Source organism: Nesterenkonia sp. LB17, assembly GCF_022565915.1.
Lineage (GTDB): Bacteria > Actinomycetota > Actinomycetes > Actinomycetales > Micrococcaceae > Nesterenkonia.
The window spans coordinates 103,187-128,937 of sequence record NZ_JAJOYX010000003.1; the positions used below are offsets into that span (position 1 = coordinate 103,187).

The 25,751-nt window shown below is 67.4% G+C and carries 23 protein-coding genes; 6 read left to right on the forward strand and 17 right to left on the reverse strand.

Annotated elements, in window-relative coordinates; all coding sequences use genetic code 11:
* Nucleotides 1-83 precede the first annotated feature (83 nt).
* Together LTH96_RS07885 and LTH96_RS07890 are read left to right on the forward strand one after the other, a co-directional pair.
* Nucleotides 84-1,088 (forward strand): ABC transporter substrate-binding protein, encoded by a 1,005-nt coding sequence (locus LTH96_RS07885; RefSeq protein ID WP_241465196.1) that lies wholly within the window; start codon nucleotides 84-86, stop codon nucleotides 1,086-1,088.
* Nucleotides 1,085-2,641, forward strand: a complete 1,557-nt coding sequence (locus LTH96_RS07890; protein WP_241465197.1) for a long-chain fatty acid--CoA ligase — start codon at nucleotides 1,085-1,087, stop codon at nucleotides 2,639-2,641. Before LTH96_RS07885 ends, LTH96_RS07890 begins: the two co-directional genes overlap by 4 nt.
* Nucleotides 2,642-2,661: 20 nt before the next feature.
* Here LTH96_RS07890 and LTH96_RS07895 read toward each other — a convergent pair whose 3' ends face one another.
* Nucleotides 2,662-3,297 (reverse strand): PadR family transcriptional regulator, encoded by a 636-nt coding sequence (locus tag LTH96_RS07895; protein ID WP_241465198.1) that lies wholly within the window; start codon nucleotides 3,295-3,297, stop codon nucleotides 2,662-2,664.
* 158 nt (nucleotides 3,298-3,455) lie between these two features.
* Between LTH96_RS07895 and LTH96_RS07900 the strand changes: the two genes are divergently transcribed.
* Both LTH96_RS07900 and LTH96_RS07905 read left to right on the forward strand, forming a co-directional pair.
* Complete coding sequence (locus tag LTH96_RS07900; protein WP_241465199.1) at nucleotides 3,456-4,574, forward strand: aromatic ring-hydroxylating dioxygenase subunit alpha; 1,119 nt, start codon at nucleotides 3,456-3,458, stop codon at nucleotides 4,572-4,574.
* Between the two features lie 6 nt (nucleotides 4,575-4,580).
* Nucleotides 4,581-5,588, forward strand: a complete 1,008-nt coding sequence (locus LTH96_RS07905) for a PDR/VanB family oxidoreductase (protein ID WP_241465200.1) — start codon at nucleotides 4,581-4,583, stop codon at nucleotides 5,586-5,588.
* Nucleotides 5,589-5,683: 95 nt separating this feature from the next.
* On the opposite strand, the gene LTH96_RS07910 is transcribed toward LTH96_RS07905, so the two are convergent.
* Genes LTH96_RS07910 through glyA form a run of 3 tightly spaced genes read right to left on the reverse strand, consistent with a single transcriptional unit; the run spans nucleotide 5,684 to nucleotide 8,961 of the window.
* A complete protein-coding gene (locus tag LTH96_RS07910) occupies nucleotides 5,684-6,706 on the reverse strand; it encodes an LLM class flavin-dependent oxidoreductase (protein ID WP_241465201.1) in 1,023 nt (340 codons plus the stop codon).
* 51 nt (nucleotides 6,707-6,757) lie between these two features.
* Nucleotides 6,758-7,675 (reverse strand): bifunctional methylenetetrahydrofolate dehydrogenase/methenyltetrahydrofolate cyclohydrolase, encoded by a 918-nt coding sequence (locus tag LTH96_RS07915; RefSeq protein WP_241465202.1) that lies wholly within the window; start codon nucleotides 7,673-7,675, stop codon nucleotides 6,758-6,760.
* An 8-nt stretch (nucleotides 7,676-7,683) separates the two neighbouring features.
* Nucleotides 7,684-8,961: a serine hydroxymethyltransferase gene (gene glyA / locus LTH96_RS07920; protein ID WP_241465203.1), complete on the reverse strand. Its 1,278-nt coding sequence runs from the start codon at nucleotides 8,959-8,961 to the stop codon at nucleotides 7,684-7,686.
* 164 nt (nucleotides 8,962-9,125) lie between these two features.
* Between glyA and LTH96_RS07925 the strand changes: the two genes are divergently transcribed.
* Nucleotides 9,126-9,581: a Fur family transcriptional regulator gene (locus LTH96_RS07925; protein WP_241465204.1), complete on the forward strand. Its 456-nt coding sequence runs from the start codon at nucleotides 9,126-9,128 to the stop codon at nucleotides 9,579-9,581.
* 117 nt (nucleotides 9,582-9,698) lie between these two features.
* On the opposite strand, the gene LTH96_RS07930 is transcribed toward LTH96_RS07925, so the two are convergent.
* The 12 genes from LTH96_RS07930 to LTH96_RS07985 form a co-directional block, all read right to left on the reverse strand.
* The gene (locus LTH96_RS07930; protein ID WP_241465205.1) at nucleotides 9,699-9,947 is read right to left on the reverse strand and encodes a hypothetical protein; all 249 of its coding nucleotides are present in this window, start codon (nucleotides 9,945-9,947) and stop codon (nucleotides 9,699-9,701) included.
* A 283-nt stretch (nucleotides 9,948-10,230) separates the two neighbouring features.
* Nucleotides 10,231-11,157 carry a hypothetical protein gene (locus LTH96_RS07935; protein ID WP_241465206.1) on the reverse strand — a complete coding sequence of 309 codons (927 nt, stop codon included), beginning with the start codon at nucleotides 11,155-11,157 and terminating at the stop codon, nucleotides 10,231-10,233.
* A 95-nt stretch (nucleotides 11,158-11,252) separates the two neighbouring features.
* Nucleotides 11,253-12,095, reverse strand: coding sequence for a hypothetical protein (locus tag LTH96_RS07940; protein WP_241465207.1), 843 nt, complete (start codon nucleotides 12,093-12,095; stop codon nucleotides 11,253-11,255).
* A gap of 108 nt (nucleotides 12,096-12,203) precedes the next feature.
* Nucleotides 12,204-13,895, reverse strand: coding sequence for an alpha-amylase family protein (locus tag LTH96_RS07945; RefSeq protein ID WP_241465208.1), 1,692 nt, complete (start codon nucleotides 13,893-13,895; stop codon nucleotides 12,204-12,206).
* Nucleotides 13,895-14,860: a TIGR03885 family FMN-dependent LLM class oxidoreductase gene (locus LTH96_RS07950; protein WP_241465209.1), complete on the reverse strand. Its 966-nt coding sequence runs from the start codon at nucleotides 14,858-14,860 to the stop codon at nucleotides 13,895-13,897. Before LTH96_RS07950 ends, LTH96_RS07945 begins: the two co-directional genes overlap by 1 nt.
* A gap of 125 nt (nucleotides 14,861-14,985) precedes the next feature.
* Nucleotides 14,986-15,519, reverse strand: a complete 534-nt coding sequence (locus LTH96_RS07955) for a gamma carbonic anhydrase family protein (protein ID WP_241465210.1) — start codon at nucleotides 15,517-15,519, stop codon at nucleotides 14,986-14,988.
* 99 nt (nucleotides 15,520-15,618) lie between these two features.
* On the reverse strand, nucleotides 15,619-16,533 hold the full coding sequence (locus tag LTH96_RS07960) for an NAD(P)-dependent oxidoreductase (RefSeq protein ID WP_241465211.1): 915 nt from the start codon (nucleotides 16,531-16,533) through the stop codon (nucleotides 15,619-15,621).
* Nucleotide 16,534: 1 nt separating this feature from the next.
* A complete protein-coding gene (locus tag LTH96_RS07965; RefSeq protein WP_241465212.1) occupies nucleotides 16,535-18,760 on the reverse strand; it encodes an NADP-dependent isocitrate dehydrogenase in 2,226 nt (741 codons plus the stop codon).
* Nucleotides 18,761-18,836: 76 nt separating this feature from the next.
* Nucleotides 18,837-20,171, reverse strand: coding sequence for a magnesium transporter (mgtE, locus tag LTH96_RS07970; protein ID WP_241465213.1), 1,335 nt, complete (start codon nucleotides 20,169-20,171; stop codon nucleotides 18,837-18,839).
* 96 nt (nucleotides 20,172-20,267) lie between these two features.
* Complete coding sequence (purH, locus tag LTH96_RS07975) at nucleotides 20,268-21,965, reverse strand: bifunctional phosphoribosylaminoimidazolecarboxamide formyltransferase/IMP cyclohydrolase (RefSeq protein ID WP_241465214.1); 1,698 nt, start codon at nucleotides 21,963-21,965, stop codon at nucleotides 20,268-20,270.
* Nucleotides 21,966-22,023: 58 nt separating this feature from the next.
* The gene (locus tag LTH96_RS07980; RefSeq protein WP_241465215.1) at nucleotides 22,024-22,704 is read right to left on the reverse strand and encodes a response regulator transcription factor; all 681 of its coding nucleotides are present in this window, start codon (nucleotides 22,702-22,704) and stop codon (nucleotides 22,024-22,026) included.
* Nucleotides 22,701-23,966 carry an ATP-binding protein gene (locus tag LTH96_RS07985; protein WP_241465216.1) on the reverse strand — a complete coding sequence of 422 codons (1,266 nt, stop codon included), beginning with the start codon at nucleotides 23,964-23,966 and terminating at the stop codon, nucleotides 22,701-22,703. The genes LTH96_RS07980 and LTH96_RS07985 overlap by 4 nt, the downstream gene beginning before the upstream one ends.
* 170 nt (nucleotides 23,967-24,136) lie before the next feature.
* Here LTH96_RS07985 and phoU point away from each other — a divergent pair, with 170 nt between their 5' ends.
* Complete coding sequence (phoU, locus tag LTH96_RS07990; RefSeq protein WP_241465217.1) at nucleotides 24,137-24,790, forward strand: phosphate signaling complex protein PhoU; 654 nt, start codon at nucleotides 24,137-24,139, stop codon at nucleotides 24,788-24,790.
* A 193-nt stretch (nucleotides 24,791-24,983) separates the two neighbouring features.
* On the opposite strand, the gene LTH96_RS07995 is transcribed toward phoU, so the two are convergent.
* Nucleotides 24,984-25,730 (reverse strand): phosphoglyceromutase, encoded by a 747-nt coding sequence (locus LTH96_RS07995; protein WP_241465218.1) that lies wholly within the window; start codon nucleotides 25,728-25,730, stop codon nucleotides 24,984-24,986.
* Nucleotides 25,731-25,751: the final 21 nt, after the last annotated feature.

Sequence of the window (25,751 nt, forward strand, 5' to 3'; positions counted from 1 at the left end):
CACCCCTTCCGCCCACCACCGCTGACTCACACCCTGACTCTTGACATCCCTGACTTCATTCCTATACACATCGGAGAACCACCATGAAACACCTGTCTCGCGGGACCTTCGCCCTCTGCGCCGTCCTTGCCCTCTCAGCCTGCGGAAGCGGCTCCCCCTCCGGCGACGCCGATGGCGAACCGGCCGACGATGACGCCCAAGCCGAGGGCGGCGAGCTCACCGAGGTCGAGGTCGGCCTGATTCCGATCGTCGACGTCGCCTCGATCTACCTCGGGGACCGGGAGGGGATCTTTGAAGAACACGGGCTTGACCTGACGCTGACTCTGGCCCAGGGCGGCGCCGCCATCATCCCCGCCGTGTCCACAGGAGACTTCGACTTCGGCTTCTCCAACGTGACCTCCCTGCTCGTCGCGGCCGACAGCGGGCTGCCGCTGCAGACCGTGGCCGCAGGTCCGCAGACCACGGGCGACTCCGAGAATGACTTCTCAGCGATCCTGGTCAAACCGGACTCCGGCATCGAAACCGTCGCGGACCTCGAAGGCCAGCGTGTGGCCGTCAACACGCTCAACAACATCTCCGACTCGATGATCTCCGAAGGCGTGCTCGAAGCCGGTGGCGAGCCGTCGAACGTCGACTTCGTGGAGGTCGCCTTCCCCGACATGCTCGCCCAGCTCGAAGCGGACAATGTCGACGCCATCTTCGCGGTGGACCCCTTCGCGAGCATCGCCGACAACGAGGGTTACGACCGGGTCTTCGCGCCCTTCGCCGATGTGGTCGACGAGCTGGGTGTGGGCACCTACTTCGCCTCGCAGCAGCTGGTCGACGAGGACCCGGAACTGGTGGAGAGCTTCCACGCCGCGGTCCAGGAGTCTCAGGCCTACGCCGAGGAGAACCCCGAGGCGGTGCGCGAGGTGCTGCTCGAGTACACGACCATCGATGAATCTCTGCTGAGCGAGATCACGATCCCCGCATTCCCTGAGGAGGTCAATATGGACTCGCTCCAGCAGGTCGCGGAGATCTCTGAACGCCACGGACTCATCGGTGAGGTCCCGAACGTCGAGGACCTGGTCTGGGAGGGCGCTCGATGAAGAATCACGGACTGGGCGACTGGATCCACCGACGACGGGTGCGATCCTGCGGCCAGACCGCGCTGATCAGCGCCGGTGGAGAACAGACCTATGACCAGCTGGCACAGCGCATCGACAAGCTCGCCAACGCCCTGACCGACCGCGGGATCAGCTCCGGTGACCGAGTGGCGTATCTGGGCGAGAACTCCGCGGCGTTTCTCGAGACGCTCTTCGCCGCGGGAAGTCTCGGCGCGGTGTTCGTCCCGCTGAACACCCGGCTGGCACCGCCCGAGGTCCAGTTCGCGCTGCAGGACTCGGGGGCCCGGCTGCTGGTCACCTCACATCCGCTGACACCGGTCGCCGCGCCGGCCTGCCGGGACACCGCCGTGGAGCAGGTGCTGATCGTGGTCGAGGGAGCGGCTCCACCCGAGGAGCCTGCAGCATTTCCGGTGCCCACGGAGACGTTCGAAGCGGTGCTGGCCTCAGGAGCCGAGCAGCGGCCGGACGTCGCGGTGGAGCTGGAGGATCTCGCGGTGATCCTCTACACCTCCGGCACCACCGGGAGCCCCAAGGGCGCCATGCTCAGCCACGGGAACCTGACCTGGAACGCCATCAACGTGCTCACCGACTTCGACCTCTCCAGCAAGGACGTCGCGCTGATGATCGCGCCGCTGTTCCACGTCGCCGCCCTGGGACAGGGCGCGCTGCCGGTGCTGCTCAAGGGCGGGAGCATCCTCCTGGAGCAGCGTTTCGAGCCGGGGCGGGTGCTGTCGCTGATCGAGGAACACCGGGTCACCAACATCTCCGGGGTGCCCACCACGTTCCAGCTGATCTGTGAGCATCCACAGTGGGAGAGCACCGACATCTCCTCGCTGCGCAACCTCACCTGCGGCGGCTCCGCGGTGCCGATGCGGGTCCTCGACGCCTATGAGAGCCGCGGGCTCGCGTTCACCATGGGATACGGGATGACGGAGACCTCACCGGGCGCCACGACCCTGCCTCCGGCCTATTCACGGACGAAGCAGGGCTCCGGGGGGCTCCCGCACTTCCACACCGACGTCAGAGTGGTGGACCCGGCGGACCGGCCCTGCCCGATGGGCGAGGTGGGCGAGATCCAGGTGCACGGACCCAACGTGATCGCCGAATACTGGAACCGGCCCGAGGCCACCGCCGGCTCCTTCGTGCACGAAGAAGATGGCCTCTGGCTCAAGACCGGGGATATGGGCTACTTCGATGAGGACGGCTTCCTGTTCATCTCCGACCGGCTCAAGGACATGATCATCTCCGGCGGGGAGAACATCTACCCGGCGCAGGTGGAGCAGCAGATCGCAGCGTTGGAGGCCGTCGCCGCCGTGGCTGTCATCGGGGTAGAGGATGCCCGCTGGGGCGAGGTCCCGCGCGCGGTCATCGTGGTGCGCGATGGCCACGCGCTGACCGAGGAGCAGGTGCTGCACCACCTCCACGGCAAGCTCGCCCGGTACAAGATCCCGAAGTCGGTGGTCTTCGTGGAATCGATGCCGCGCACCGCCTCGGGCAAGATCCGCAAACCCGACCTGCGCCGACAATATGCCTAGGCGCTGAACATCGGAGCCGTTCAGCCCTGGAGGTCGGGGGCGGCGTCGACGTCGGGGGTCGGCGCGGCGTCGTCGTGCTGCTCGAGCTGCTCGAGCAGCTCCAGGCCGCTGTGCGCCCAGTCCACCTCGGCCTGGGCCAGCCGGATCAGTCCGTCGTAGGCGAACGCCTTGAAGGCGACGATGCGCTCATGCTGCTCGGCGGGATAGCGCTCCAGCCGGGCGGCGATCATCGGGTGCTCGTGGGATTCGATCGCCTGGATCTGGCTGCTCCACTGCGCGATCTGCTCGTTGTAGTGCGCGGCGTGCTTCTGCAGGTGCATCCGCACATTCTCAGGATCGGTCCATTCAAAATACGCGGCCTGCATATGGGCCACATCGCGCCAGGGCGCGTACTTCAACGGAGTGGCCATCCACTCACGGAACGCCGCTTCCCCGGCCGCAGTGATGTAGTACCTGGTCTTGGTGCTGTTCGGGCCCCAGCGCTCCTCACGGCCCTCCACCAGCACCTCCGTCTCCATCCGCCGGAGCTCGGGATAGATCTGCGAATCCGGGGCGTGCCAGACGTGCCCCACCGAACCCTCGAAGCGCTTGGCGGTCTCATAACCGGTCAGCGGGGCCGCGGTGAGGATCGCCAGGATGGCGTAGCGCAGGCTCAAGGCGTTGGAACCTCTCGAAAAGGGGCAGGTGCTTGCCCTCCACTATATCCAGAGCTATTCTGTGACCCACAGCACATATAACTATGTAGATAGCTAGTGGCGTCGACGAGCGGACCGAGACCGGTCTCCACGGCGTCCTCGAGTCCCAGGAGGCGGACATGACAGATCTCAGCCCGAGCGGCGCCACCGCGAAGAACATGGCCTATCCGCTCAACGCCTGGTATGTGGCCGGATGGGATCATGAGGTCAATCGGAAGAAGATCCTCTCCCGGAAGATCGCCGACCGCCCCATGGCGCTCTACCGCACCGAGGAGGGCCGGCCCGTCGCGCTGACCGACGCCTGCTGGCACCGACTCGCCCCCCTCTCCATGGGCTCCCTGGTGGGTCCGGACGGAGTCCAGTGTCCGTATCACGGCCTGCAGTACAACTCCGCTGGTCGTTGCACCTTCATGCCGGCGCAGAAGACGATCAACCCCTCGGCGATGGTGAACTCCTTCCCCGTGGTGGAGCGGCACCGCTTCATCTGGGTCTGGCCCGGAGACCCGATGCTCGCCGACGCCGCCCTGATCCCGGACATGCACCAGATGGGCTCCGACGAGTGGGCCGGCGACGGCAAGACCATCGATGTGCGCGCGAACTATCAGCTGGTGCTGGACAACCTGATGGACCTCACCCATGAGGAGTTCCTGCACTCCTCCTCGATCGGGCAGAAGGAGCTCAGCGAGTCCGATATCGAGGTCACCCACGACGACCGCACGGTCACCGTGACCCGGTTCATGGAGAACATCGACGCCCCACCGTTCTGGCTGAAGAACATGCGAGACAAGTTCCCAGACTTCGAAGGCAAGGTCGACCGCTGGCAGATCATCGAGTTCCAGATGCCCTCCACGATCTGCATCGATGTCGGGGTGGCCAAGGCGGGCACGGGCGGGCTCACCGGTGATCGCAGCCAGGGTGTGAACGGGTACGTGATGAACACGATCTCCCCGGTCGATCAGGCCAACGCGATGTACTACTGGGCCTTCATGCGCAACTACCGGCTGGAGAGCCAGCGGATCACCACCGAGCTGCGCGACGGCGTGCACGGGGTCTTCGCCGAGGACGAGGAGATGCTCACCGCCCAGCAGCAGGCGATCGTGGACAACCCGGACCACGAGTTCTACAACCTCAACATCGACGCCGGCGGCATGTGGGTGCGCCGGCTGATCCAGCGCGCCGTGGAGGCCGAGCGCACGATGCTCGCCTCCGACGCCGACCTCTCCGACGCCAAGGGCTGATGCCAGGTGTCACAGGGAACCCAGCTGCACTGGCAGCGAGCCGTGGTGAAGTCGCGCCGCGCCGCCGCCGATGAGATCGCCGAGATCGTCCTCGCCGGGGAACGACCGCTGTTCACCGAGCCTGGCGCGCATATCGACGTGCGCATCGCCCCGGACATGGTCCGCTCCTACTCGGTGGTCGAGGGCGCGGTGGACGGAAGCTGGGTGAAGATCGGGGTGCGCCGCTCCCCCACCTCGCGCGGCGGATCACGGTTCATGCACGCCCTTGAACCCGGTGATCACCTCGAGGTCACCTCGCCGCTGCAGAACTTCCCGCTGCGAGTGGGCGCGCCGCGCTACGTGCTCCTCGCCGGCGGAGTGGGCATCACGGCGATCCACTCGATGGCCCGGGTGCTCAAGCGGCTCGGCGCGGACTACCAGCTGATCTTCGTCGGCCGCTCCCGCCCGGCCATGGCCTTCCTCGACGAGCTGCATCGCGAGCACGGACCGCGGCTGAGGCTCTCGGTCGATGACGAGGGCGACGTCCTCGACGTCAAGGGGCTTCTCGGGCAGGTGGATCACTCCACCGAGTTCTACATGTGTGGTCCCATCCGACTGATGGACGCCGTGCGGAGGGCCTGGATCGAGCGCGAGCTGCCGATGCCGAACCTTCGCTACGAGACCTTCGGCAACAGCGGCTGGTTCGACCCGGAGGAGTTCGAGCTGCGGATCCGCGGCTCCGAGCGCCACACGGTCGTCTCTCCGGACGAGTCCATCCTGGAGGCGCTGGAGCGGGTCGGCGTGGAGGCCATGTACGACTGCCGCAAGGGCGAATGCGGGCTGTGCGTGGTCAAGGCCGAGCAGCTGAACGGCGTCATCGACCACCGTGATGTGTTCTTCAGCGAGGCGGAGAAGAGCACCGACACCAAGCTCTGCGTCTGCGTCTCCCGGGTGGCCTCCTGCGCGAACTCAGCGGGAGCCGGTGCCGAGGATTCAGCCTCGACGCGGGCTACGCTGACCCTCGACTTTCCCTGATCCCCCACCGTTGAGGGGCGGCTTCTCCGGACATCTCATGGGCCGAGAGGCCGCAGCTGTTCGGAGAATCCGCCGCTCGACGCGTCAGGTGGGTCTTACTTCCAGCCCAGCGGCTTGGCCACGTGCTCGACCAGGGATTCAAGGATGTGGGCGTTGTAGTCCACGCCGAGCTGATTGGGCACGGTCACCAGCACCGTGTCCGCGGCCTGGACTGCCTCGTCCTTGGCGAGCTCCTCGACGAGCACCTCGGGTTCCGCAGTGAAGCTGCGTCCGAAGATCGCGCGGGTCTTCTCGTCGATCATGCCGATCTGGTCCTTGGAGTCGCGCTGGCCCAGGAAGTAGGCCCGGTCCTGGTCCGAGACGATGGGCAGGATCGAACGCGAGACCGAGACCCTGGGAGCGAAGCCGTGGTCGTGCTTGGCCCATTCATCACGGAAGGCCTGGATCTGCTTGGCCTGCTGGATGTGGAACGGCTCGCCGGTCTCGTCGTCCTTCAGCGTGGAGCTCATCAGGTTCATCCCGCGTGAGGCCGCCCAGCGCGCGGTGGCATCGGAACCGGCACCCCACCAGATGCGCTGACGCAGACCCTCGGAGTGTGGCTCCAGGCGCAGCAGCCCCGGCGGGTTGGGGAACATCGGTCGCGGGCTGGGCTCGGCGAAGCCCTGGCCGGAGAGCACCTGCAGCGCCACCTCGGTATGCCGGCGCCCCATGTCGGCGTCGGACTCGCCCTCGGCGGGCTGGTAGCCGAAGTGCCGCCAGCCTTCCACGGCCTGCTCCGGTGAGCCTCGGGAGATGCCGAGCTGCAGCCTGCCCTCGGCGATGAGATCCGCGGCGCCGGCATCTTCGGCGAAGTAGAGCGGGTTCTCGTAGCGCATGTCGATCACGCCGGTGCCGATCTCGATGCGATCGGTCTTCGCGCCGACGGCGGCGAGCAGCGGGAACGGCGAGGCCAGCTGCCGGGCGAAGTGGTGCACCCGGTAGTAGGCGCCGTCGACGCCCAGCTCCTCAGCCGCAACGGCAAGGTCGATGGACTGCAGCAACACATCAGAGGCAGAACGGGTCTGCGAATGCGGTGAGGGCGTCCAGTGTCCGAAGGAGAGAAATCCGATGTTCTTCACATTTGAAGGAACACCCTCGGCGGCACCACTATTCCTGGCCTGCTGCGCGGACTACTCCGCGAGCTGACGCTCCGCGGTGAGCACCACGTTGGCCAGCAGCTCTGCGCGGGTCATCGGGCCGACGCCGCCGGGGTTCGGTGAATACCAGGAGGCCACCGACTCGATGCCCGGAGCGAGGTCACCGTAGATCTTCGCCTTGCCGGTCTCCGGGTTCACCTCGCGGGTGACTCCAACGTCGAGCGCGATCACGCCGGGCTTCAGGTCCGCCGGATCGATCATGTGCTTGACCCCGGCGGCGGCGACGACGACGTCGGCGCCGGCCAGGTGCGCGGCGAGATCTCTGGTCCCGGTGTGGCACAGGGTCACGGTGGCGTTGACGTCGCGCCGGGTCAGCAGCAGCCCGATCGGCCGACCGATGGTGACCCCGCGTCCGACGACGACGACGTGCTTGCCGCGCAGGTCCAGGCCGTAGCGGTCCAGGAGATCCACACAGCCCTTGGGCGTGCACGGCAGCGGGGTGGTGATCTCCTCGTTGACGTTGGCGACCAGCCGGCCCAGGTTCATCGGGTGCAGGCCGTCGGCGTCCTTCTCCGGGGAGATCGCCTCGAGCACCTGCTGGGTGTTCAGCTGTTTGGGCAGCGGCAGCTGGACGATGTAGCCGGTGCAGGCCGGGTCCTCGTTGAGCTTCTCCAGCTCGGCGAGCAGCTGCTCCTGGGTGGTGTCGGCGTCGAGCTCCACCTGGATGGAGTTGATCCCCACCTCGGCGCAGTCGCGGTGCTTGCCCGCCACATAGGACTGGCTGCCGGCATCGGCGCCGACCAGCACCGTGCCCAGCCCGGGGGTGACCCCGCGGGCCTTCAGCTTCGCGACCCGTTCGGCGAGGTCGGCCTTGAGCGCCTTGGCGGTGGCCCTGCCGTCGAGGATCTGCGCCTGCTGCGGAACCCGGGCCTGCTGCGGGGCGTCGCTCATCGGCGGGTTCACCAGTCCTCGAGGCCTTCGTAGAGCGGGAAGTCCTTGGTCAGCGCGGCGACCCGGGACTTCAGCCCGTGCAGGTCCGCGTCAGGCTTGAGCGCCTCGGCGATGATGTCGGCGACCTCGCTGAATTCCTTCGCCGCGAAGCCGCGGGTGGCCAGGGCGGGGGTGCCGATGCGCAGGCCGGAGGTGGTCATCGGTGGGCGCGGGTCGTTCGGCACGGCATTGCGGTTGACCGTGATGCCGACCTCGTGGAGCGTGTCCTCGGCCTGCTTCCCGTCGAGCTCGGAGTCGCGCAGGTCCACCAGCACCAGGTGCACGTCGGTGCCGCCGGTGAGCACCGAGACGCCATGCTCGGTCACATCCGGGGCGATCAGTCGCTTGGCCAGGATCTGGGCGCCTTCGATGGTGCGCTTCTGCCGCTCGGCGAACTCCTCGGTGCCGGCGATCTTGAAGGCGATGGCCTTGGCCGCGATGGCGTGCATCAGCGGGCCGCCCTGCTGGCCGGGGAAGACTGCGGAGTTGATCTTCTTCTTGTGCTCTTCCTTGGTCAGGATGATGCCTGACCGCGGGCCGGCGAGGGTCTTGTGCACGGTGGTGGTGACGACGTCGGCGTAGGGCACCGGGTTCGGGTGCAGTCCGGCGGCCACCAGGCCGGCGAAGTGAGCCATGTCCACCCAGAGGATCGCTCCGACCTCGTCGGCGATCTCGCGGAAGCGTGCGAAGTCGAGCTGGCGCGGGTAGGCGGACCAGCCGGCGACGATCATGTCGGGCTTCTCGGCGATGGCCTGCTCGCGGACCTTGTCCATGTCGATGATGCCGGTCTCGGCGTCGACCTCATAGGCGGCGATCTCGTAGAACTTGCCGGAGAAGTTCAGCTTCATGCCGTGGGTGAGGTGCCCGCCGTGGGCCAGGGAGAGGCCCATCAGCTTGTCGCCCGGCTTCAGGAAGGCGGTCATCACGGCCACATTGGCCTGGGCGCCCGCGTGCGGCTGGACGTTGGCGTGGTCAGCCCCGAAGAGCGCCTTGGCGCGTTCGATCGCGAGGTTCTCTGCGACGTCGACGAATTCACAGCCGCCGTAGTAGCGCCGTCCCGGGTAGCCCTCGGCGTACTTGTTCGTCAGCACCGAGCCTTGGGCCTCGAGGACGGCGCGCGGGACGAAGTTCTCGCTGGCGATCATCTCGAGGGTGTCGCGCTGGCGTCCCAGCTCATCCGAGATCGCCTGAGCGATCTCTGGATCGACCTCGGCCAATGGGGCGTTGTTGATATCCGATGTGCTCATGCTCTGAAGCTCTCCTTGCGGATGAATACGTGGCAGCGTGAGCCAGTCTATCGCTCAGCCGGGTCGGCCCACGCCGGATGGCCGCGCTGGACTCCCGCCAGAACGGGGATGTGACACGCACCCGGTTTATTGTGAATGACTCATATGTGCGGCACACTGGGAGCATGACCTCCTCCGACTGGCCTGCCCGGCTGCGCGAACGCGGACTCCGCGTGACGCGCCAGCGCCTCGCAGTCCTGGAGGCAGTGTCCGCCCAGCCGCACAGACCGGCCGACGCGGTCCACGCCGCCGTCCGCGAACAGCTGCCCGAGATCACGGTGCAGTCGGTCTACACCGTGCTGCATGATCTCACCGCGCGCGAGCTGCTGCGCAGGTTCGACCCGCCGGGTTCACCGGCCTGTTACGAGACCCGCACCCACGACAACCATCACCACGCGATCTGCACCCGCTGCGGCCGGATCGAAGATGTCGAATGCGTCCATGGAGAGGCACCCTGCCTGCGGGCGCCTGCAAGCCTGGGAATGCAGATCCAGGTCGCCGACGTCGTCTTCCGCGGCGTGTGCCGCACCTGCACGGAAGGCTCGGAGGAGCTCGTCGGCTCCGGCTCCGCTGGAGCCTGACATCTCCCGCCCGGCCCGACCGCTCCCCCGGCCCCTGACGCGTCCTGCCCACGCACAAGAAACCCCCGCAGGGAACCGGGGTTCCTCGCGGGGGTGTCTTTGAAGAGAAGAAGTCGATCAGACGTCGTCTTCTTCTTCCTCCATCGTCTCTTCCTCCATCGTCTCTTCTTCCATGGGCTCTTCTTCCATGGTGTCTTCCTCTGTGGTGTCTTCCTCTGTGCCCGGATCCTCGACTTCGCCGTTCTCTGCCGGCTCTTCAGTGTCGGTTCCGCCATCGTCGCAGGCGGTGGCACCGAAGAGTGCCAGGGAGCCGATGCCGACGACGCCGGCCAGGGTGCGAAGCTTGCTTGTTTCGGTGGTAGCCATAATTCGTTTACCTCCGTCATTTGCATCAGAAGATGCTGCGCGGTCTTTCCGCGGTCTGTCATCGTTGAGCGACCGTGTGAGATCCCCTAGATGACCTGCACCTAGTCTGCACAGACCGGACGCTTCAGCGAAAGCCTATTCGGCCATTCCGGCCTGATTCATGGGGAGCTCCTACCGGGCATGGAGCCGGCGTTGCTGTGGGCCGGCATTCCTGAATGGAAGCTGGGAGCCTGCCGGGGGTCCGCCGAGGGTCTGCCGGGCTGAACCAGCCCGAATCCTGGGCTCAGACGAGATCGCTGAGAATCCCCTGCAGCTGCTCATCGTCGATGACCGCCTCATCCTCGGGCTCCTCCGGGGTCTCAGCCTCGTCCCAGTCCGTGACGGTGACCTCGAGGTCCTGGTCCTCACCGGGCAGGCGCAGACCCATCAGCTGCGGTGAACCCTCGTCGGCGAGCACCGCGAGCTCGACGTCTTCATTGGAGTAGACCCAGACGTTCTGACCGTCCCGAGTGTCCAGCGACGAGTCCAGGTCGAGCTCGGCCAGGGAGTCGACGTCCAAGGTCTCGGTGACCTCGGCGCGCAGCAGCTCCAGCAGCGCGTCGGGGGTGCGCGGCACCGCGGGCTCGGCGTCGCTGACGTCGACCCATTCCCCTTCGGCGCTCAGGGCTGCGCTGAGCTCCTCGGCATCGACCTCTGGCTCCACCTCGGGCGGGACCTGCGCCTCGTAGTCGAAGACGAAGGCCTCCACGGACTGGAACGTGTCGTCGCCGAAGGTCAACACCTGGAAGTCGGGGCTGTAGTTCAGCTCGGTCGCAGCGTCTCCTTCGAGTTCTCCGGTGACCGAGAGCTCGAAGCCCTCGTCGTCGCCTTCGAAGAACTCCGGTGCGTATCCGAAGAGCTCATGGCCGCGCTCCAGCCCTGCCGCCATGGTGATGCTGACGCTCTCCTGCTCCAGGGAGGACTCCCAGACCTCGGTCTCGATCTCGGCGAGGTCCGCGACCTGCTCGTCGTCCTCATTCTCGGCGATCTCGTCTGAGGTGACTCCCTGGTCCTCCGCTCCGTCAGTGTCGACGTTCTCCTGCGGGTTCTCCGCTTCACGCGGATCTTCCTCACCGCAGCCGGCCAGTGCCAGGGCTGCGATGCTCAGCACCGCCGTGGTGGTGAATGCTCGCGTGACGGCCTTGGGGGACGTCTGGGTTCCGTTGCTCATGGTGTTTCCCTTCGACTGTGTGACTGGGACCCCGGACTGATGTCCAGGCGTCCCGTTTCTGCACAACCCCCCGTTGTGTTGGTCTCTCGTGCCGCTCAGGCCTCGGCGTCGTCGTTGTTCTCGTCCTCGAGCTCCCCATCGAGTTCCTCTGTGGACCAGCCGTGCTCGGCGGCGATGGCCTCGAAGATCTCGTCCAAGGTCATCACGTTCTCCGGCTGGTCCGGGCGCTGGGTCTCGTTCCAGGCGCTGAAGACGTAGCTGGAGTCCTCGTCGCGCATCTGGACCAGGTAGGGGGCTCCGTCTGCGGCGACCACGAGCTCGGTGGAGCCGTCCTCGGTGGCGTAGACGTAGACCTGCGCGCCGTCACGGGTCTCTGCGGTGCCCTCGAGCCCGGCGATCTCCTGGCCCTCGAGCTCACGCTGCCAGGTGCTGATGAAGTCCTGGGCGGAGAAGACTGCGCCTGCGCCGTCGGTGCTGAACTGGACCCACTGCTCGACGACCACCGAGGTGATGAAGTCCTCTTCGATGAGGGCGGTGATCTCTTCGTCCATCTCGCTCATCAGCAGCGCGGCGAAGTCCTCCCCGCGGAAGTACTCCACCCCGTCGATGGCGCGCTGGGTGAAGGTGACGTCGCCAGCGGTGAAGGTCATCTCGGAGTCGCTGCCGTCCACGGCGCCGGTGATCAGCAGATCCCCGGTGTCGTCTTCGTCGATGTCTTGGAACATCTGGTCGACGTCGGCCTCGGCGGCTTCGATCTCGCCTTCGATGTTCACGGTGTCCGCGGTCAGCATCGCATCCCACATGCGGTCCTGGATCTGCCCGAAGCTCGGAACCTGGGGCTCGTCGTCCTCCGCATCGCCCGCGAAGGGGTTCCCGCCACAGCCGGCGAGCAGCACGACGGCGGCAGCAGCGCTGCCAGCCAGAGCCGAACGCTTCATGGGGCCTCCTTGGGGACATACACGGTGCAGGTCGACGAGCTGCGCGAGGGCGCGGCGCGGGTGGGACTCTTCAGCGTAGCGCCTCGCGCTCCACCCACGCCGTCGCGCTCAGAGAAGGCGCGGATCCCCGGGGCGCTTCACCCGCAGCCACCGGCAGCCATAGCCGTCCAGCGTGACTTCGGTGCGGTGTTCGGCATCGATGGCGCAGGCGCCGTCCTGAAGCAGGTCGATGAGCTCGGTGTCCTTCTCCTCGTCCTCCAGCATCAGCGGCACCACGAGGGACTTCGGTGAGAGGTTATGGATCAGGACCATGGACTGATCGCCGCTGGTCATGCGATGCGCGAGCACTTCGTGGTGCGGCTGCTGAAGGATCGACAGCTCACCCCAGCCCAGCTCGGGGCAGTCGCGGTAGCGTCGGGCCAGACGGCTGACATGGTGGAGCAGCGAGTCCTCGTCCCGGCGGGCCTGTGCAGCGTTGACGTGTTCGGGCCCGAAGGGACCCTCCACGACCTTGCGTGCGAGCTTCGAGGGGCGGGCCGAGGAGAATCCGCCGTTCTTGTCCTGACTCCACTGCATCGGCGTTCGGACGGCCTCGCGTCCGGGCACTTCGAGGTTCTCCCCCATTCCGATCTCCTCGCCGTAGAAGAGCACCGGGGTGCCGGGCAGGGAGAACAGCAGCGAGTAGGCCATCTTGATCCGCCGCGGGTCACCGTCGAACATGGCGGGCAGCCGACGACGCAGCCCACGGCCGGCGAATCGCATGTCCTCCTCGGGGGCGAAGGTGTCCAGCACCTCGTCGCGCTCTGCGGCGCTGAGCAGGTCCAGGGTGAGCTCGTCGTGGTTGCGCAGGAAGTTCGCGTACTGGGTCTCGGTGGGGAGGTTCTGCGGCCGCTGCGCCAGGGCTTCGGCGAGGGGCCGAGCGTCCTCGCGGGCGAAGGAGAGGAAGGCCTTCTGGTTCACGGTGAAGTCGAACTGCATGGTGAGCTGGTCACCGTCCTCCCCGCCGAAGAAGGCCAGCTGTTCCTGGTGTGGAAGGTTCACCTCGCCGAGGATCATCGCGGAGCTCGTTCCGGTGGAGCGGCGCTGCAGGAAGGCCCGCAGCGTGCGCAGGTAGTCGTGGGGTTCCACGAAGTCGTGCTGATCTGCCCCGGTGAGCGTGGTCTGGTTGATCGCGAAGGGCACCGCGTCCACCCGGAAGCCGTCCACCCCGAGCTGGAGCCAGAAGCCCATGGTCTTGGTGATCGCATCGCGGACCTGCGGATTGGAGGTGTTCAGGTCCGGCTGGGTGTGCAGGAAGTGGTGCAGGTACCACTCCTCGGTCTTCTCGTCGTGGGTCCAGATCCCGCCTTCCTGCCCGGGGAACATCGCCTCCTCGGAGGTGTCCGGCGGGGTGTCGCTGCGCCAGACGTAGAAGTCTCGGTAGGGGCTGTCCTTGGAGGCCCGCGAGCTGCGGAACCATGGGTGCTGGTCCGAGGTGTGATTGATGACCAGGTCCACGATGACTCGGATCCCACGGTCATGGGCCACTCGGACCAGCTCGACGAAGTCCCCGTGATCGCCGTAGCGCCGATCGACCCCGAACATGTCAGAGATGTCGTAGCCGTTGTCCCGGCGGGGCGAGGGGTAGAAGGGCATGAGCCAGAGGCAGCTGACGCCGATGTCGGCGAGGTAGTCGATCCGCCGGGTCAGCCCCGGCAGGTCACCGATCCCGTCGCCGTCCGAGTCCAGGTAGGTCTCCAGGTCCACGCAGTAGATGACGGCGTTCTTGTACCAGAGGTCCGCGGTGTCGGTGATGCGCATCAGGCGCCCTTCAGTTCGGGGAGGATCGACTCGCCGGCGAGGTCGAGCCAGGGTCGCTGCTCCTGGCCCACATGGTGGAGGTAGACCTGGTCGAAACCGGGCTGGACGGCGGCGTCGATCCATTCGGCGAGCTGGCCGGGCTCCTCGGAGATCCACACCGCCTTCGCCACGGTCTCCAGGCTGACCTCCGCGGCGGCGGAGTCGAAATGTTCCGGGGTGGGCAGGTCCTGGTCCAGCGGTGAGCCGAAGACGTTGGTGCGCCATTGGTCGTGGGCGATGGCCTCGGCCTGCTCCCGTGTCTGCGCCCAGCTGAGGTGGATCTGCAGCATGGCGGGCCCTTCCCCGCCGGCTTCGCGGTAGGCGGCGAGCACCTCGTTCTGCACATCCTCGGGCTGGTTCAGGGTGATCATGCCCTTGGCCCAGACAGCGGCGAGGCGAGCGGCGTCGGGGGTGATGCAGGTGGCGTAGAGCGGGATGGGCTCCTCGGGGCGGTCATAGAGGTAGGCGTCGTCCACGCTGACGAAGCCGCGGTGGCTGATGATGCGCTCACCGCGGTGCAGCCGGGAGATGATGTCCGCACATTCGAGCAGCCGCCGTCGTCGGGTCTCCTTGTCCATCCAGAGCTCTCCGGTGACGTGTTCGTTCATCGCCTGTCCGGCACCCAGCGCGGCCCAGTACCTGCCGGGAAACATCTCACCCAGGGTGGCTGTGGCCTGCGCGACGATGGCGGGGTGATAGCGCTGGCCTGGAGCGATCACCGATCCGATGGGGAAGGCGGTGGTGGCCAGTGCGGCGCCGAGCCAGGAGAGGGTGAATCCCGAGTGGCCCTGCCGCTGCGACCAGGGCATGAAGTGGTCCGAGCTCATGGCGGCCTGGAATCCGACCGTCTCGGCGTGCTGGACGTCGCGCAGCAGCTGGGAGGGGGCGATCTGTTCCTGTGATGCGTGGAACCCGTAGATGGTCATGTGTGACTGCCTCTCGTCTCGTGTCCTTGACTGAAGGTTACTGAGAGTGCCCTGGTGACCACCTGGACGTAAGAGAACTGTTACCTCGGAATCTTGCTGACCCGGGGCGTCGAGAGTTCCCTGCGCTAACCCTCGATGACAGTGCCCTGGGCGGCGCGGTGGGCGTCCTTGTGACCCAGGTAGACCTCGGCGTTGCTGCGCAGCCCGGCGATCTCCTCCTCGGTGAGCTCGCGCCGGACCTTGGCGGGAACGCCGGCGACCAGGGACCGCGGCGGAACCTCGGTGCCCTCGAGCACCACGGCCCCGGCAGCGATGAGGCTCTGCTCGCCGATGACGGCGCCGTTCATGATGGTCGCACTCATCCCGATCAGCGAGCCGTCTCCCACGGTGCAGCCGTGGACCACTGCGGAGTGCCCGACGGAGATCCCGGCACCCAGGGTGCACGGGTGACCGGGATCGGCATGGAGCACCGCGTTGTCCTGCAGGTTGGTGCCCTCCCCCACCGAGATCGCCGCCGAATCGCCGCGGACCGAGACGCCGTAGAAGGCCGAGGAGTCCTTCGCCATGGTCACCTCCCCGGTGATCGCGGCGGTGGGGGCCAGGAACACGCCCTCACCGATCTGGGGCGTGTGTCCGCTGACGGTGAGCACATGTGCCATGAAGATTACTCCTGGGATCCGAAGGGGGTCGGGTCGTGCTGGGCGTGAAGGCAGTACTGGTGGTGAAGGTCGACCTGGTGGTGCGGGCTGGGGGTGTCCTCAGTATCCCTGGGCAGGATCCACCAGGCCCAGCATCGGTTCGCCGGCATGGAAGCGGCGGTGGTTCGCCAGGATCCGCTCCCGCAGCAGCGGCACCACCATCTCCGTGGTGTCCGCGGTGTGCGGGGTGATCAGGCAGTTCTGGAGCGACCAGAGCGGGTCGGTCTCGGGAAGCGGCTCCGGCTCGGTGACGTCGAGACCGGCGCCGCGCAGGGCTCCGGTGCTCAGCGCCTCGACGAGCGCTGTCTGGTCCACCAGGCTGCCGCGGCCCACGTTGGCGACCACCGCGCCGTCGGCCAGCAGCGCCAGCCGGTCGGCGTTGAGCAGGTGCCGGGTGGCAGGAGTGGCCGCTGCTGCCAGCGCCACCACTTCGGCCCCGTCCAGCGCCTCATCGAGACCCTCGAAGGCGACGGTGACATCGGCGTGCTCCACCGGTACGGCGGTCCGCCGGACGACGGTGACGTGGGTGTCGAAGGCCTTGTAGAGCCGGACGATCTCCGCCGCGACCCCACCTCCGCCGACGACGACGCAGCGCAGCCCGTTCAGCGAGATCCCGCCCTCGGTGCCCCAGCTGTTCGCCAGGGCCCGGGCCTTGAGTCCGCGCAGCGCCGCGAGGGTCAGCGCCAGCGCATGCTCCCCGACCGGTTTGGCGTAGGAGCCCTTCGCGGAGGTCCAGGTCAGTTCTGGGAACTGGGTGAGGATCTCCGCGTAGAGCTCGATGCCGGCGCTGGGCAGCTGCACCCAGCGCACCTGGGGATTGGCCTCGAGCACCTCGGCGAGGTTCAGCGTCTTGAACATCCCGGTGACGATGATGCCCTCGGGCTGTTCATCCTCACCGACGAGGACGGCGCCCTGCTGCCGCAGCCCCTCGCGGAGCGCAGCGTCGGCCTCGGGCCGGACGTGGAGCCGCGTCATCTCAGGCCTTGAGGCCGTCGATGATGCTGTTCAGGGTCGCCGAGGGGCGCATCGCGGCGAAGGCCTTGGCCTCATCGGGGCGGTAGTAGCCGCCCAGATCCACCGGTTCGCCCTGGACTCCGTTGAGCTCGCTCAGGATCTGCTCCTCGTTCGAGGTCAGCGCATCCGCCACGGAGGTGAAGCGCTGAGCCAGCTCGGTGTCCTCGGTCTGCGCGGCCAGCTCCTGGGCCCAGTACATGGCCAGGTAGAAGTGCGAGCCGCGGTTGTCGATGGTGCCGAGCTTGCGTCCCGGCGAGCGGTTCTCCATCAGGAAGGTGGCCGTGGCGCGGTCCAGCGCGGAGGCGAGGACCTTGGCCTTGGGGGCCTGGGCCTGCTCGGCGTACTTCTCCAGCGAGGGCACCAGGGCGAAGAACTCACCCAGGGAGTCCCAGCGCAGGTAGTTCTGCTCGGCCAGCTGCTGGACATGCTTCGGCGCGGAGCCGCCGGCGCCGGTCTCGAAGAGTCCGCCGCCTGCCATCAGCGGCACGATGGAGAGCATCTTCGCCGAGGTTCCCAGCTCCAGGATCGGGAACAGGTCGGTGAGGTAGTCGCGCAGCACGTTGCCGGTCACCGAGATGGTGTCCTCGCCGCGGCGCAGCCGCTCCACGGTGTACTTCGTGGCCGCCACCGGGTCGAGGATCTTGATCTCGAGCCCGTCGGTGTCCAGCTGGGCCAGGGCGTGGTTGACCTTCTCGATCATGGTGCGGTCGTGGGCGCGCTTGTCATCGAGCCAGAACACCGCGGGGGTGCCGAATTCGCGGGCCCGGGTCACGGCGAGCTTCACCCAGTCCTGGATGGGGGCGTCCTTGGTCTGGCAGGCGCGCCAGATGTCTCCTGCGGAGACCTCGTGCTCGAGCAGCACGTCGCCGGCGGCGTTGGTGACCTGCACGGTGCCGGCGGCATCGATCTCGAAGGTCTTGTCGTGGGAGCCGTACTCCTCGGCCTTCTGCGCCATCAGTCCGATGTTGGGCACGGTGCCGATGGTGGTCGGGTCGTAGGCGCCGTGGGCGCGGCAGTCTTCGATGACCGCCTGGTAGACCCCGGCGTAGGAGGAGTCGGGGATGATCGCGAGGGTGTCGTCGGTCTCTCCGGTGGGGCCCCAGGCCTTGCCGCCGTTGCGGATCATCGCGGGCATGGAGGCGTCCACGATGACGTCGGAGGGTGCGTGCAGGTTGGTGATGCCCTTGGAGTCATCGACCATCGACATCCGGGGGCCGTCGGCCAGGCCCTGGGTGATCTCGGCCTTGATGGCGTCGCCCGCCTCGCCGAGCTTCTCGGCGCCGGCGAGGATGGAGGCCAGTCCGTCATTGGCGGAGAGTCCGGCCTCGGCGAGGGTCGCCCCGTGCTTCTCGAAGACCGTCGGGAGGAAGGCCCGCACGATGTGTCCGAAGATGATCGGGTCCGAGACCTTCATCATCGTGGCCTTCAGGTGGGCCGAGAAGAGCACATCCTCTTCCTTGGCGCGGGCCACCTGGGCGGTGAGGAACGCGTCGAGCTCGGCGGCGCGCATCACGGTGGCGTCGACGACCTCTCCGGCCTTGACCGGGAGGGACTCCTTGAGCACGGTGGAGGTGCCGTCGGTGGAGACGTGGGTGATGGTGAGCGTGTCCTCGACGTCGAGCACCACTGACTGCTCGTTGGCGGCGAAGTCGCCAGAGTCCATGGTGGCCACGTTGGTCTTGGAGTCTGCGCTCCAGTCGCCCATGGAGTGCGGGTTGGCGCGCACGTAGTTCTTCACCGAAGCGGGGGCGCGGCGGTCCGAGTTGCCTTCGCGAAGCACCGGGTTCACCGCGGAGCCCTGGACCTTGCCGTAGCGGGCGCGCACGTCGCGCTCCTCATCGGTGGACGGTGACTCGGGGTAGTCGGGCAGGGCATATCCGGCGGACTGCAGCTCGGCGATGGCGGCCTTGAGCTGGGGTCCCGAGGCGGAGATGTTCGGCAGCTTCACGATGTTGGCTTCTGGGGTCTTCGCCAGGGCGCCGAGCTCGGCGAGGGAGTCGCTCTCGCGCTGGTCCTCACGGAGATACTCGGGGAACGCAGAGATGATGCGGCCGGCCAGTGAGATGTCGCGGGTCTCGACCTCAACCCCGGCGGGGGCGGCGAAGCCCTCCACGATGGGTTTGAGGGAGAACGTGGCCAGCATCGGCGCTTCGTCGGTGTTGGTATAGATGATCTTTGCCGTCGGCATGGATCTCCTCAAGTTCGGTTATATGTTGTTTCCCTGATCACAAATCTACCCCAGATGCTCCGGCTGGCCCGGGCACTCAGATTCCCAGCACGGTGCGGGCGATCATGAAGTACACGATGAGTCCGGTGGCATCCACGAAGGTCGAGATGAACGGGTTGGCGAAGACTGCCGGGTCGGCGCCGAGCTTCTTGCCCAGCAGCGGCATCAGCCCGCCCACCGAGGCGGCCAGGGTGCAGATGGAGAGCAGGGTCAGCCCGATCACGGTGCCGATGTCCCAGCCGTAGAAAAGTCCGGCGACCAGGAAGCCCAGCACGCCGAGCGTGGCACCCAGGGTGATGCCCACCCGCACCTCGCGCCAGAGCACCTTGAACACGTCTCGGGTGCCCACGTCGCCCAGCGCCAGCGCGCGGACGACCGTGGTCGCTGCCTGGTTGCCGGTGTTGCCGCCGGTGCCGATCAGCAGCGGCACGAACAGGCTGAGCACCACCATGGATTCGATGGTGCCCTCGAAGACGTCGAGCACCTGGACGGTGAGCGCGGCACCCAGAGCCAGCACCAGCAGCCACACCACGCGAGAGCGCATGATCTGCAGCACCGGGGTGGAGAGGTAGGGCCGGTTCAGCGGCTCGGCGCCACCGTGGCGGGCGGCGTCCTCGGATTCGGCGCGCTCGAGGATGTCGAGTGCGTCGTCGACCGTGAAGATCCCGACCACCCGGTGCTCGGAGTCGGTGACCGGCACGGCGAGGTGCTTGCGGTCGGCGCACATGCGAGCGGCGTCCTCGGCGTCGTGGTCGGCGTCCACCGAATCTGCCTCGCGCATCAGCTCCGCGATGAGTGTCTCGCCGCTGTTGCTGACCAGGTCGCGCAGCGAGACCACGCCCTGCAGCAGCCGACCGGGGTCCACCACGGGCAGGGTGTAGAGCGTCTCCGCGTCCTCACCGGCCTTGCTGACCTTGTCCATCGCCTCGGCGACGGTCCAGTGCTCGGGGATCGCGACGAACTCGGGGCTCATCTGGCGCCCGATGGTGCCGCTGGGGTAGCCGAGCACGATGTTGGTCAGGCTGCGCTCACGCGGGTCCAGGTGGCGCATCATCCGGCGGGCGATCGAAGCCGGCATCTCGTCCATGAGCCGGACTCGGTCATCGGGGTCCAGGGACTCGAAGTAGTGCGCGACCTCGACGTCCTTGAGGCCCTCGATGATCTCGCCCTGCAGCGACTGGTCCAGCAGGTCGAAGGCTTCGACGGCGACGCCCTTGGAGAGCAGCCGGAAGGCCACCGCGCGGTTCTTGACGCCGAGGCGTTCCAGGAAGTCGACGATGTCACCCACGTTGAGCTCGTCCAGGGCGGAGCGCAGCTCCGTGAGGCGCTCCTCACGGATCATGTCTTCCAGCTCGTCAAGCAGTTCGTTCACGGGTTCCACCCTTTCAAGGGTGCCGAGCAGGCGTAGGGGCGACCGGATCCGCGGGTGAGGTCCGCGGCTGCAGATCTGGTCAGTGGTGGTGGTCGATCAGTGGAAGAAGTGGCGCGTTCCGGTGAGGTACATGGTCAGGCCGGCGTCGCGGGCTGCGGAGACGACCTCCTCGTCGCGCTGGGACCCGCCGGGCTGCACGACCGCGCGCACCCCGGCGGCGATCAGGCTCTGCAGCCCGTCGGCGAAGGGGAAGAAGGCGTCGGAGGCCGCGACGGACCCGCGGGCCCGCTCCACCCCGTCACCGGCGAGCGTGTTCGCGCGCTGCACAGCGAGCCGGCAGGAGTCGAGCCGGTTGACCTGACCCATGCCGATCCCCACGGTGGCCTGGTTCTTCGCCAGCAGGATCGCGTTGGACTTCACCGAGCGGATCGCCCGCCAGGCGAAGTCGAGGTCGGCGAGCATGTCGACGTCGGCGGCTTCCCCGGAGACCAGCTTCCAGCCGGAGGTGGTGTCACCCTCGGCGTCGACCGCGTCGGAGGCCTGGAGCAGCATGCCTCCGGAGATCTGCTTGTATTCCACCCGGTCGCGCCGGTGGCCTTCGGGCAGGCGCAGCAGCCGGATGTTCTTCTTCCTGGTCAGGATCGCCAGCGCCTCCTCCTCGAAGGCCGGGGCGACGACGACTTCGGTGAAGATCTCCGAGACGGTCTTGGCCATCTCCGCGGTGACGGTGCGGTTGGCGGCGATGACACCGCCGAAGGCCGAGAGCGGGTCGCAGGCGTGGGCGGTGCGGTGGGCCTCGGCCACGGTGGCGCCCACGGCCACACCGCAGGGGTTGGCGTGCTTGATGATCGCCACGGCGGGCTGGGCGAAGTCGAAGGCGGTGCGCACTGCGGCGTCGGCGTCGACATAGTTGTTGTAGCTCATCGCCTTGCCGTGCAGCGTCTGGGCCTGGGCCAGGCCGGGGCGGGCGCTGGAGTCGGCGTACAGTGCGGCGGGCTGGTGCGCGTTCTCGCCGTAGCGCAGGGTGTCCAGGCGCTGCAGCGCGAGCCCGGCGTAGGGCGGGAAGTTCAGCTTCTTCTCGGTGCGGCTCAGCGGCGAGGCGGGCACCGAGGCGGCGTCGAAGTCGTCGTCGAACTGCTGGGAGGTCCAGCGCGCCACGGCGGTGTCGTAGGCGGCCGTGTGGGCGAAGGCCAGGGCGGCCAGGCGCTGCCGGGCGGTGAGCGTGAAGCCTCCGGCGGAGGCCGCGGAGATGATGTCGTGATAGCGCAGCGGATCGACCACCACAGCGACGGAGGCGTGGTTCTTGGCGGCGGCGCGGACCATGGAGGGTCCGCCGATGTCGATCTGTTCGACGATCTGGTCCTCCGCGGCGCCGGAGGCGACGGTGTCGGCGAAGGGGTAGAGGTTCACCACGACCAGGTCGAAGGGTTCGATCTGAAGCTCCTCGAGCTGGGCCCGGTGGTCTTCGCGGCGACGGTCCGCCAAGATGCCGGCGTGCACCCGGGGGTGCAGGGTCTTCACCCGGCCGTCCAGGCACTCCGCGAAGCCGGTGACCTCGGAGACCTCGATGACAGGGACCCCGGCGGCGGCGATGCGCTTGGCGGTGGAGCCGGTGGAGACGATCTCGACGCCGGCGGCGTGCAGTCCCGCGGCGAGGTCCTCCAGCCCGGTCTTGTCATAGACCGAGATCAGGGCGCGCCGGATCGGCTGGCGCGAGGCGGCGCCGGAGGTGCCGGAGGCGCCGGGGGCAGCCGCGGTGGTGTTCTGCGCTGCGGAATCGCTGACGGTGCTCATGCACACTCCTGTGAGGGGGACGACGCTTCGGGGACCTGGGCCAGTCTACCGACCCGGTTCAGGACTCAAATTTGTAGCCCAGCCCGCGGACGGTGATCAGGAACTCCGGGCGTGACGGGTCGGGTTCGATCTTGGCGCGGAGTCGCTTGACGTGGACGTCGAGGGTCTTGGTGTCTCCGACATAGTCCGATCCCCAGACCCGATCGATGAGCTGGCCCCGGGTGAGCACCCGCCCGGCGTTGCGCAGCAGCATCTCCAGCAGCTCGAACTCCTTCAGCGGCAGGCTCAGCGGTGCGCCCTTGACCTCCACGGTGTGGCGTTCGATGTCCATGCTGACCGGTCCCGCGATGACCATCGAGCCGTCGTCCACCTCGGTCTCGACCCGCCGGCGCAGCACCGCTCGGACTCGGGCGAGCAGCTCCCGGGAGGAGTAGGGCTTGGTGACGTAGTCATCGGCGCCGAGCTCCAGGCCCACGACCTTGTCGATCTCGGAGTCCTTGGCCGTGAGCATGATCACCGGAACATTGGACTGCAGCCGGATCTGGCGGCACACCTCGGTGCCGGACTGCCCGGGGAGCATCAGGTCCAGCAGGACCAGATCTGCTCCTTCACGGGTGAATATCTCGACGGCGTCGAGGCCGTTCTCCGCGACGACGACGTCGTACCCCTCCTTCTCGAGGGCATAGGACAGTGCTTCTGAGAATGAGGGCTCATCCTCGACGAGCAGAATTCTGGTCACGCGTTTCCTCCTTCGCCGGCCCTGGTGGGTGCCGGGTTCGCTGCACTGTGACGCGATGCAGCACCATGTGGGGCGGTGCGAACTGATGCTTGGCCGAGCCCGGCCGCACCCCGGCCGAGCCCTTCAAGGGTGTCGAGGCTCTCGTCGAGCTCGGGCAGGCGCACCGTGAAGGTGGAGCCCCTCCCCTGCTGGGACCACAGCGCGACCTCGCCGCCGTGGTTGGTGATCACATGCTTGACGATGCTCAGGCCCAGGCCGGTGCCTCCGGTCTGGCGGGAGCGGGCGGCGTCGACCCGGTAGAAGCGTTCGAAGATCCGCTCCTGGTCCTCCCTTGCGATTCCGATCCCCTGGTCGGTGATGGTGACCTGGGCGATCCCGTCGCGGCTGGAGAGCCCGATGCCGACCCGGGTGGATTCCGGGGAGTAGCGCACGGCGTTGTCGATCAGGTTCCGGAACGCCATCGCCAGCTGGTCGGCGTCGCCGTGGACCCGGTGCGGAAGCGCACCACCGATCTTCAGCTCGATGTTCTTGGACTCCGCGGGCAGCCGAGAGCGGTCCGCGGCGTCGGCGATGACGTCTTCGAGGTCCACCGGCCGGCCGGCGTGGACCACGTTCTTGCCCTGCACCCGGGAGAGCTCGATGATGTCTTGGACCAGCGCCGCGAGCCGGCGGGATTCCTTGTGCAGGCGCTGGGTGAAGCGGCGAACGGCGACGTCGTCGTCGGCGGCGTCCTCGATGGTCTCGGCCAGCAGCGAGATCGCCCCGACCGGGGTCTTCAGCTCGTGGGAGACGTTGGCGACGAAGTCATTTCGCACAGCCTCGATGCGGGAGAACTCCGTGCGGTCATCGGCGAGGACCAGGATGTACTCATCCCCCAGCGGCGCCACGCGCAGGTGCACGACCAGTGAGGTCTCCCCCTGCAGCCCACGGGCCAGCTCATGCTCCTGATCGATGATCACCCCGTCCCCGCGGACCCGGGCGGTGAGGTTCAGCAGCTGCTGGTGGACCACAGTATGGCCGCGGACCAGGCCGAAGGCGTAGGCGGCCGGGTTGGCGCGCACCACCCCGTCGACGGTGTCCACCACGATATAGGCCAGCCCGAGCGAGGCGAGCACCTCGGTGGCGCCGGCGGGCATCGAGGGTTCGTCCACATCGATGCCGGCGGCACGCTGCTTCTCACTGACGCGGAAGGCATACATGCCGACAACGCCCAGTGCCAGGCCGACGACGCCGGACAGTGCGGCGATGAGCAGGTGATCCACGTCCTACAGCTTAGGCCCGACTCCCGGTGAGGGGCACCATAAGCCCGGACCAGCGCCCAGGGTTCAGCCAGCGTTCACCTTCGCGTCGACTGCTGACTTCGCTGGCGTTCATCTGCGCCAGCAAGGATTCACTGTCGGGATACTCCACGGCGGGAAAGGAACGCGAACACGTGCGAAAGCTCTTTCAGGCAGACCTCATCAACCTTGGTGAGCAGCTGATACAGATCACATCATTGGTCCATACGGCGATGGAGAAGGCCTACACCGCCTTCGACACCACCGATCTCCAGCTGGCGGAGGAGGTCATCGCCGCCGATGCCCAGATCGACCGGCTGCAGGTGGAGCTCGACGAGAAGGCCATCGAGCTGCTCGCGCTGCAGGGTCCGGTGGCCTCAGACCTGCGGATGATCGTGGGCGCGCTGCGGATGAGCACCTCGCTGGAGCGCATGGGCGATCTGGCGCGGCATATCGCCCAGCTCGCCCGGATGCGCTACCCGGACCGGGTGGCCCCGGACTCACTGCACTCGGTCTTCGACAAGATGGCCAAGCTGAGCACCGAGATCTCGTCGCGGCTGATCACGCTGCTGGAGACCCGCGAGCTGCACCTGGTCGCGGAGATCCACGCGCTGAACGAACAGCTCAACGACCTGCACGCCTCGGTGTTCACCATCGTCGCCGCCGATGACTGGCAGCAGAGTGCGGCGACCAGCGTGGACTCCACCCTGGTGAGCCGGTTCTTCGAACGATTCGGGGACCACGGGGTCTCGGTGGCGAACAAGGTCGACTATCTGGTCACCGGCGCCTGGGACACCCGCGAACACTGAGCCTGCTGGTGGGACGGCCTTCCGCAGGCACATCCACCACCATGCATCGGGCGCTCTGCGGCGTGATCACGCCACTCTCAGGCGCCCATTCCGCCGCAGGCCGGCCGATCGATGGCGCGTGAGCATCGGATGACCCACGAAGAGACCCCTCAGACATCGCATGATGTCTGAGGGGTCTCTTTCGCTGTGCGGACTACTTCTTGCCCTGGTTCGCCACGGCCTTGATCGCGTCCTTGGCGGCCTCGGGGTCGAGGTAGGTGCCGCCGGGGTTCAGCGGCTTGAGATCGTCGTCGAGCTGGTAGTGCAGCGGGATCCCGGTGGGGATGTTGAGTCCGGCGATGTCCTCGTCGGAGATTCCGTCGAGGTACTTCACCAGGGCGCGCAGCGAGTTGCCGTGGGCTGCGAGCAGCACGGTCTTGTTCTCGCGCAGATCCGGGATCACGGCGGACTCCCAGTAGGGCAGCATCCGATCCACGACGTCCTTGAGGCACTCGGTGCGCGGCGCGGAGTCGCCGAGGTCGGCGTAGCGCGGATCCCCCAGCTGGGAGAACTCGTCGTCGGCGGCGATCTCCGGCGGAGGGGTGTCATAGGAGCGGCGCCACATCATGAACTGCTCTTCGCCGTACTGCGCCAGCGTCTCGGCCTTGTCCTTGCCCTGGAGCGCGCCGTAGTGGCGCTCGTTGAGCCGCCAGTCGCGCTTCACCGGGATCCATAGCCGGTCTGCGGTCTCCAGCGCCAGGTGGCAGGTGGTGATGGCGCGCTGCAGCAGCGAGGTGTGGACCACGTCGGGGAGCAGCTGGTGCTCCTTGAGCAGCTCACCGCCGCGTGCGGCCTCTTCACGGCCCAGGGCGGTCAGCGGCACATCCACCCACCCGGTGAAGAGGTTCTTCTCGTTCCAGTCGCTCTGCCCGTGGCGGAGCAGGATCAGGTCATAGGCCATAGGAGTGTGTCTCCCTTTCGG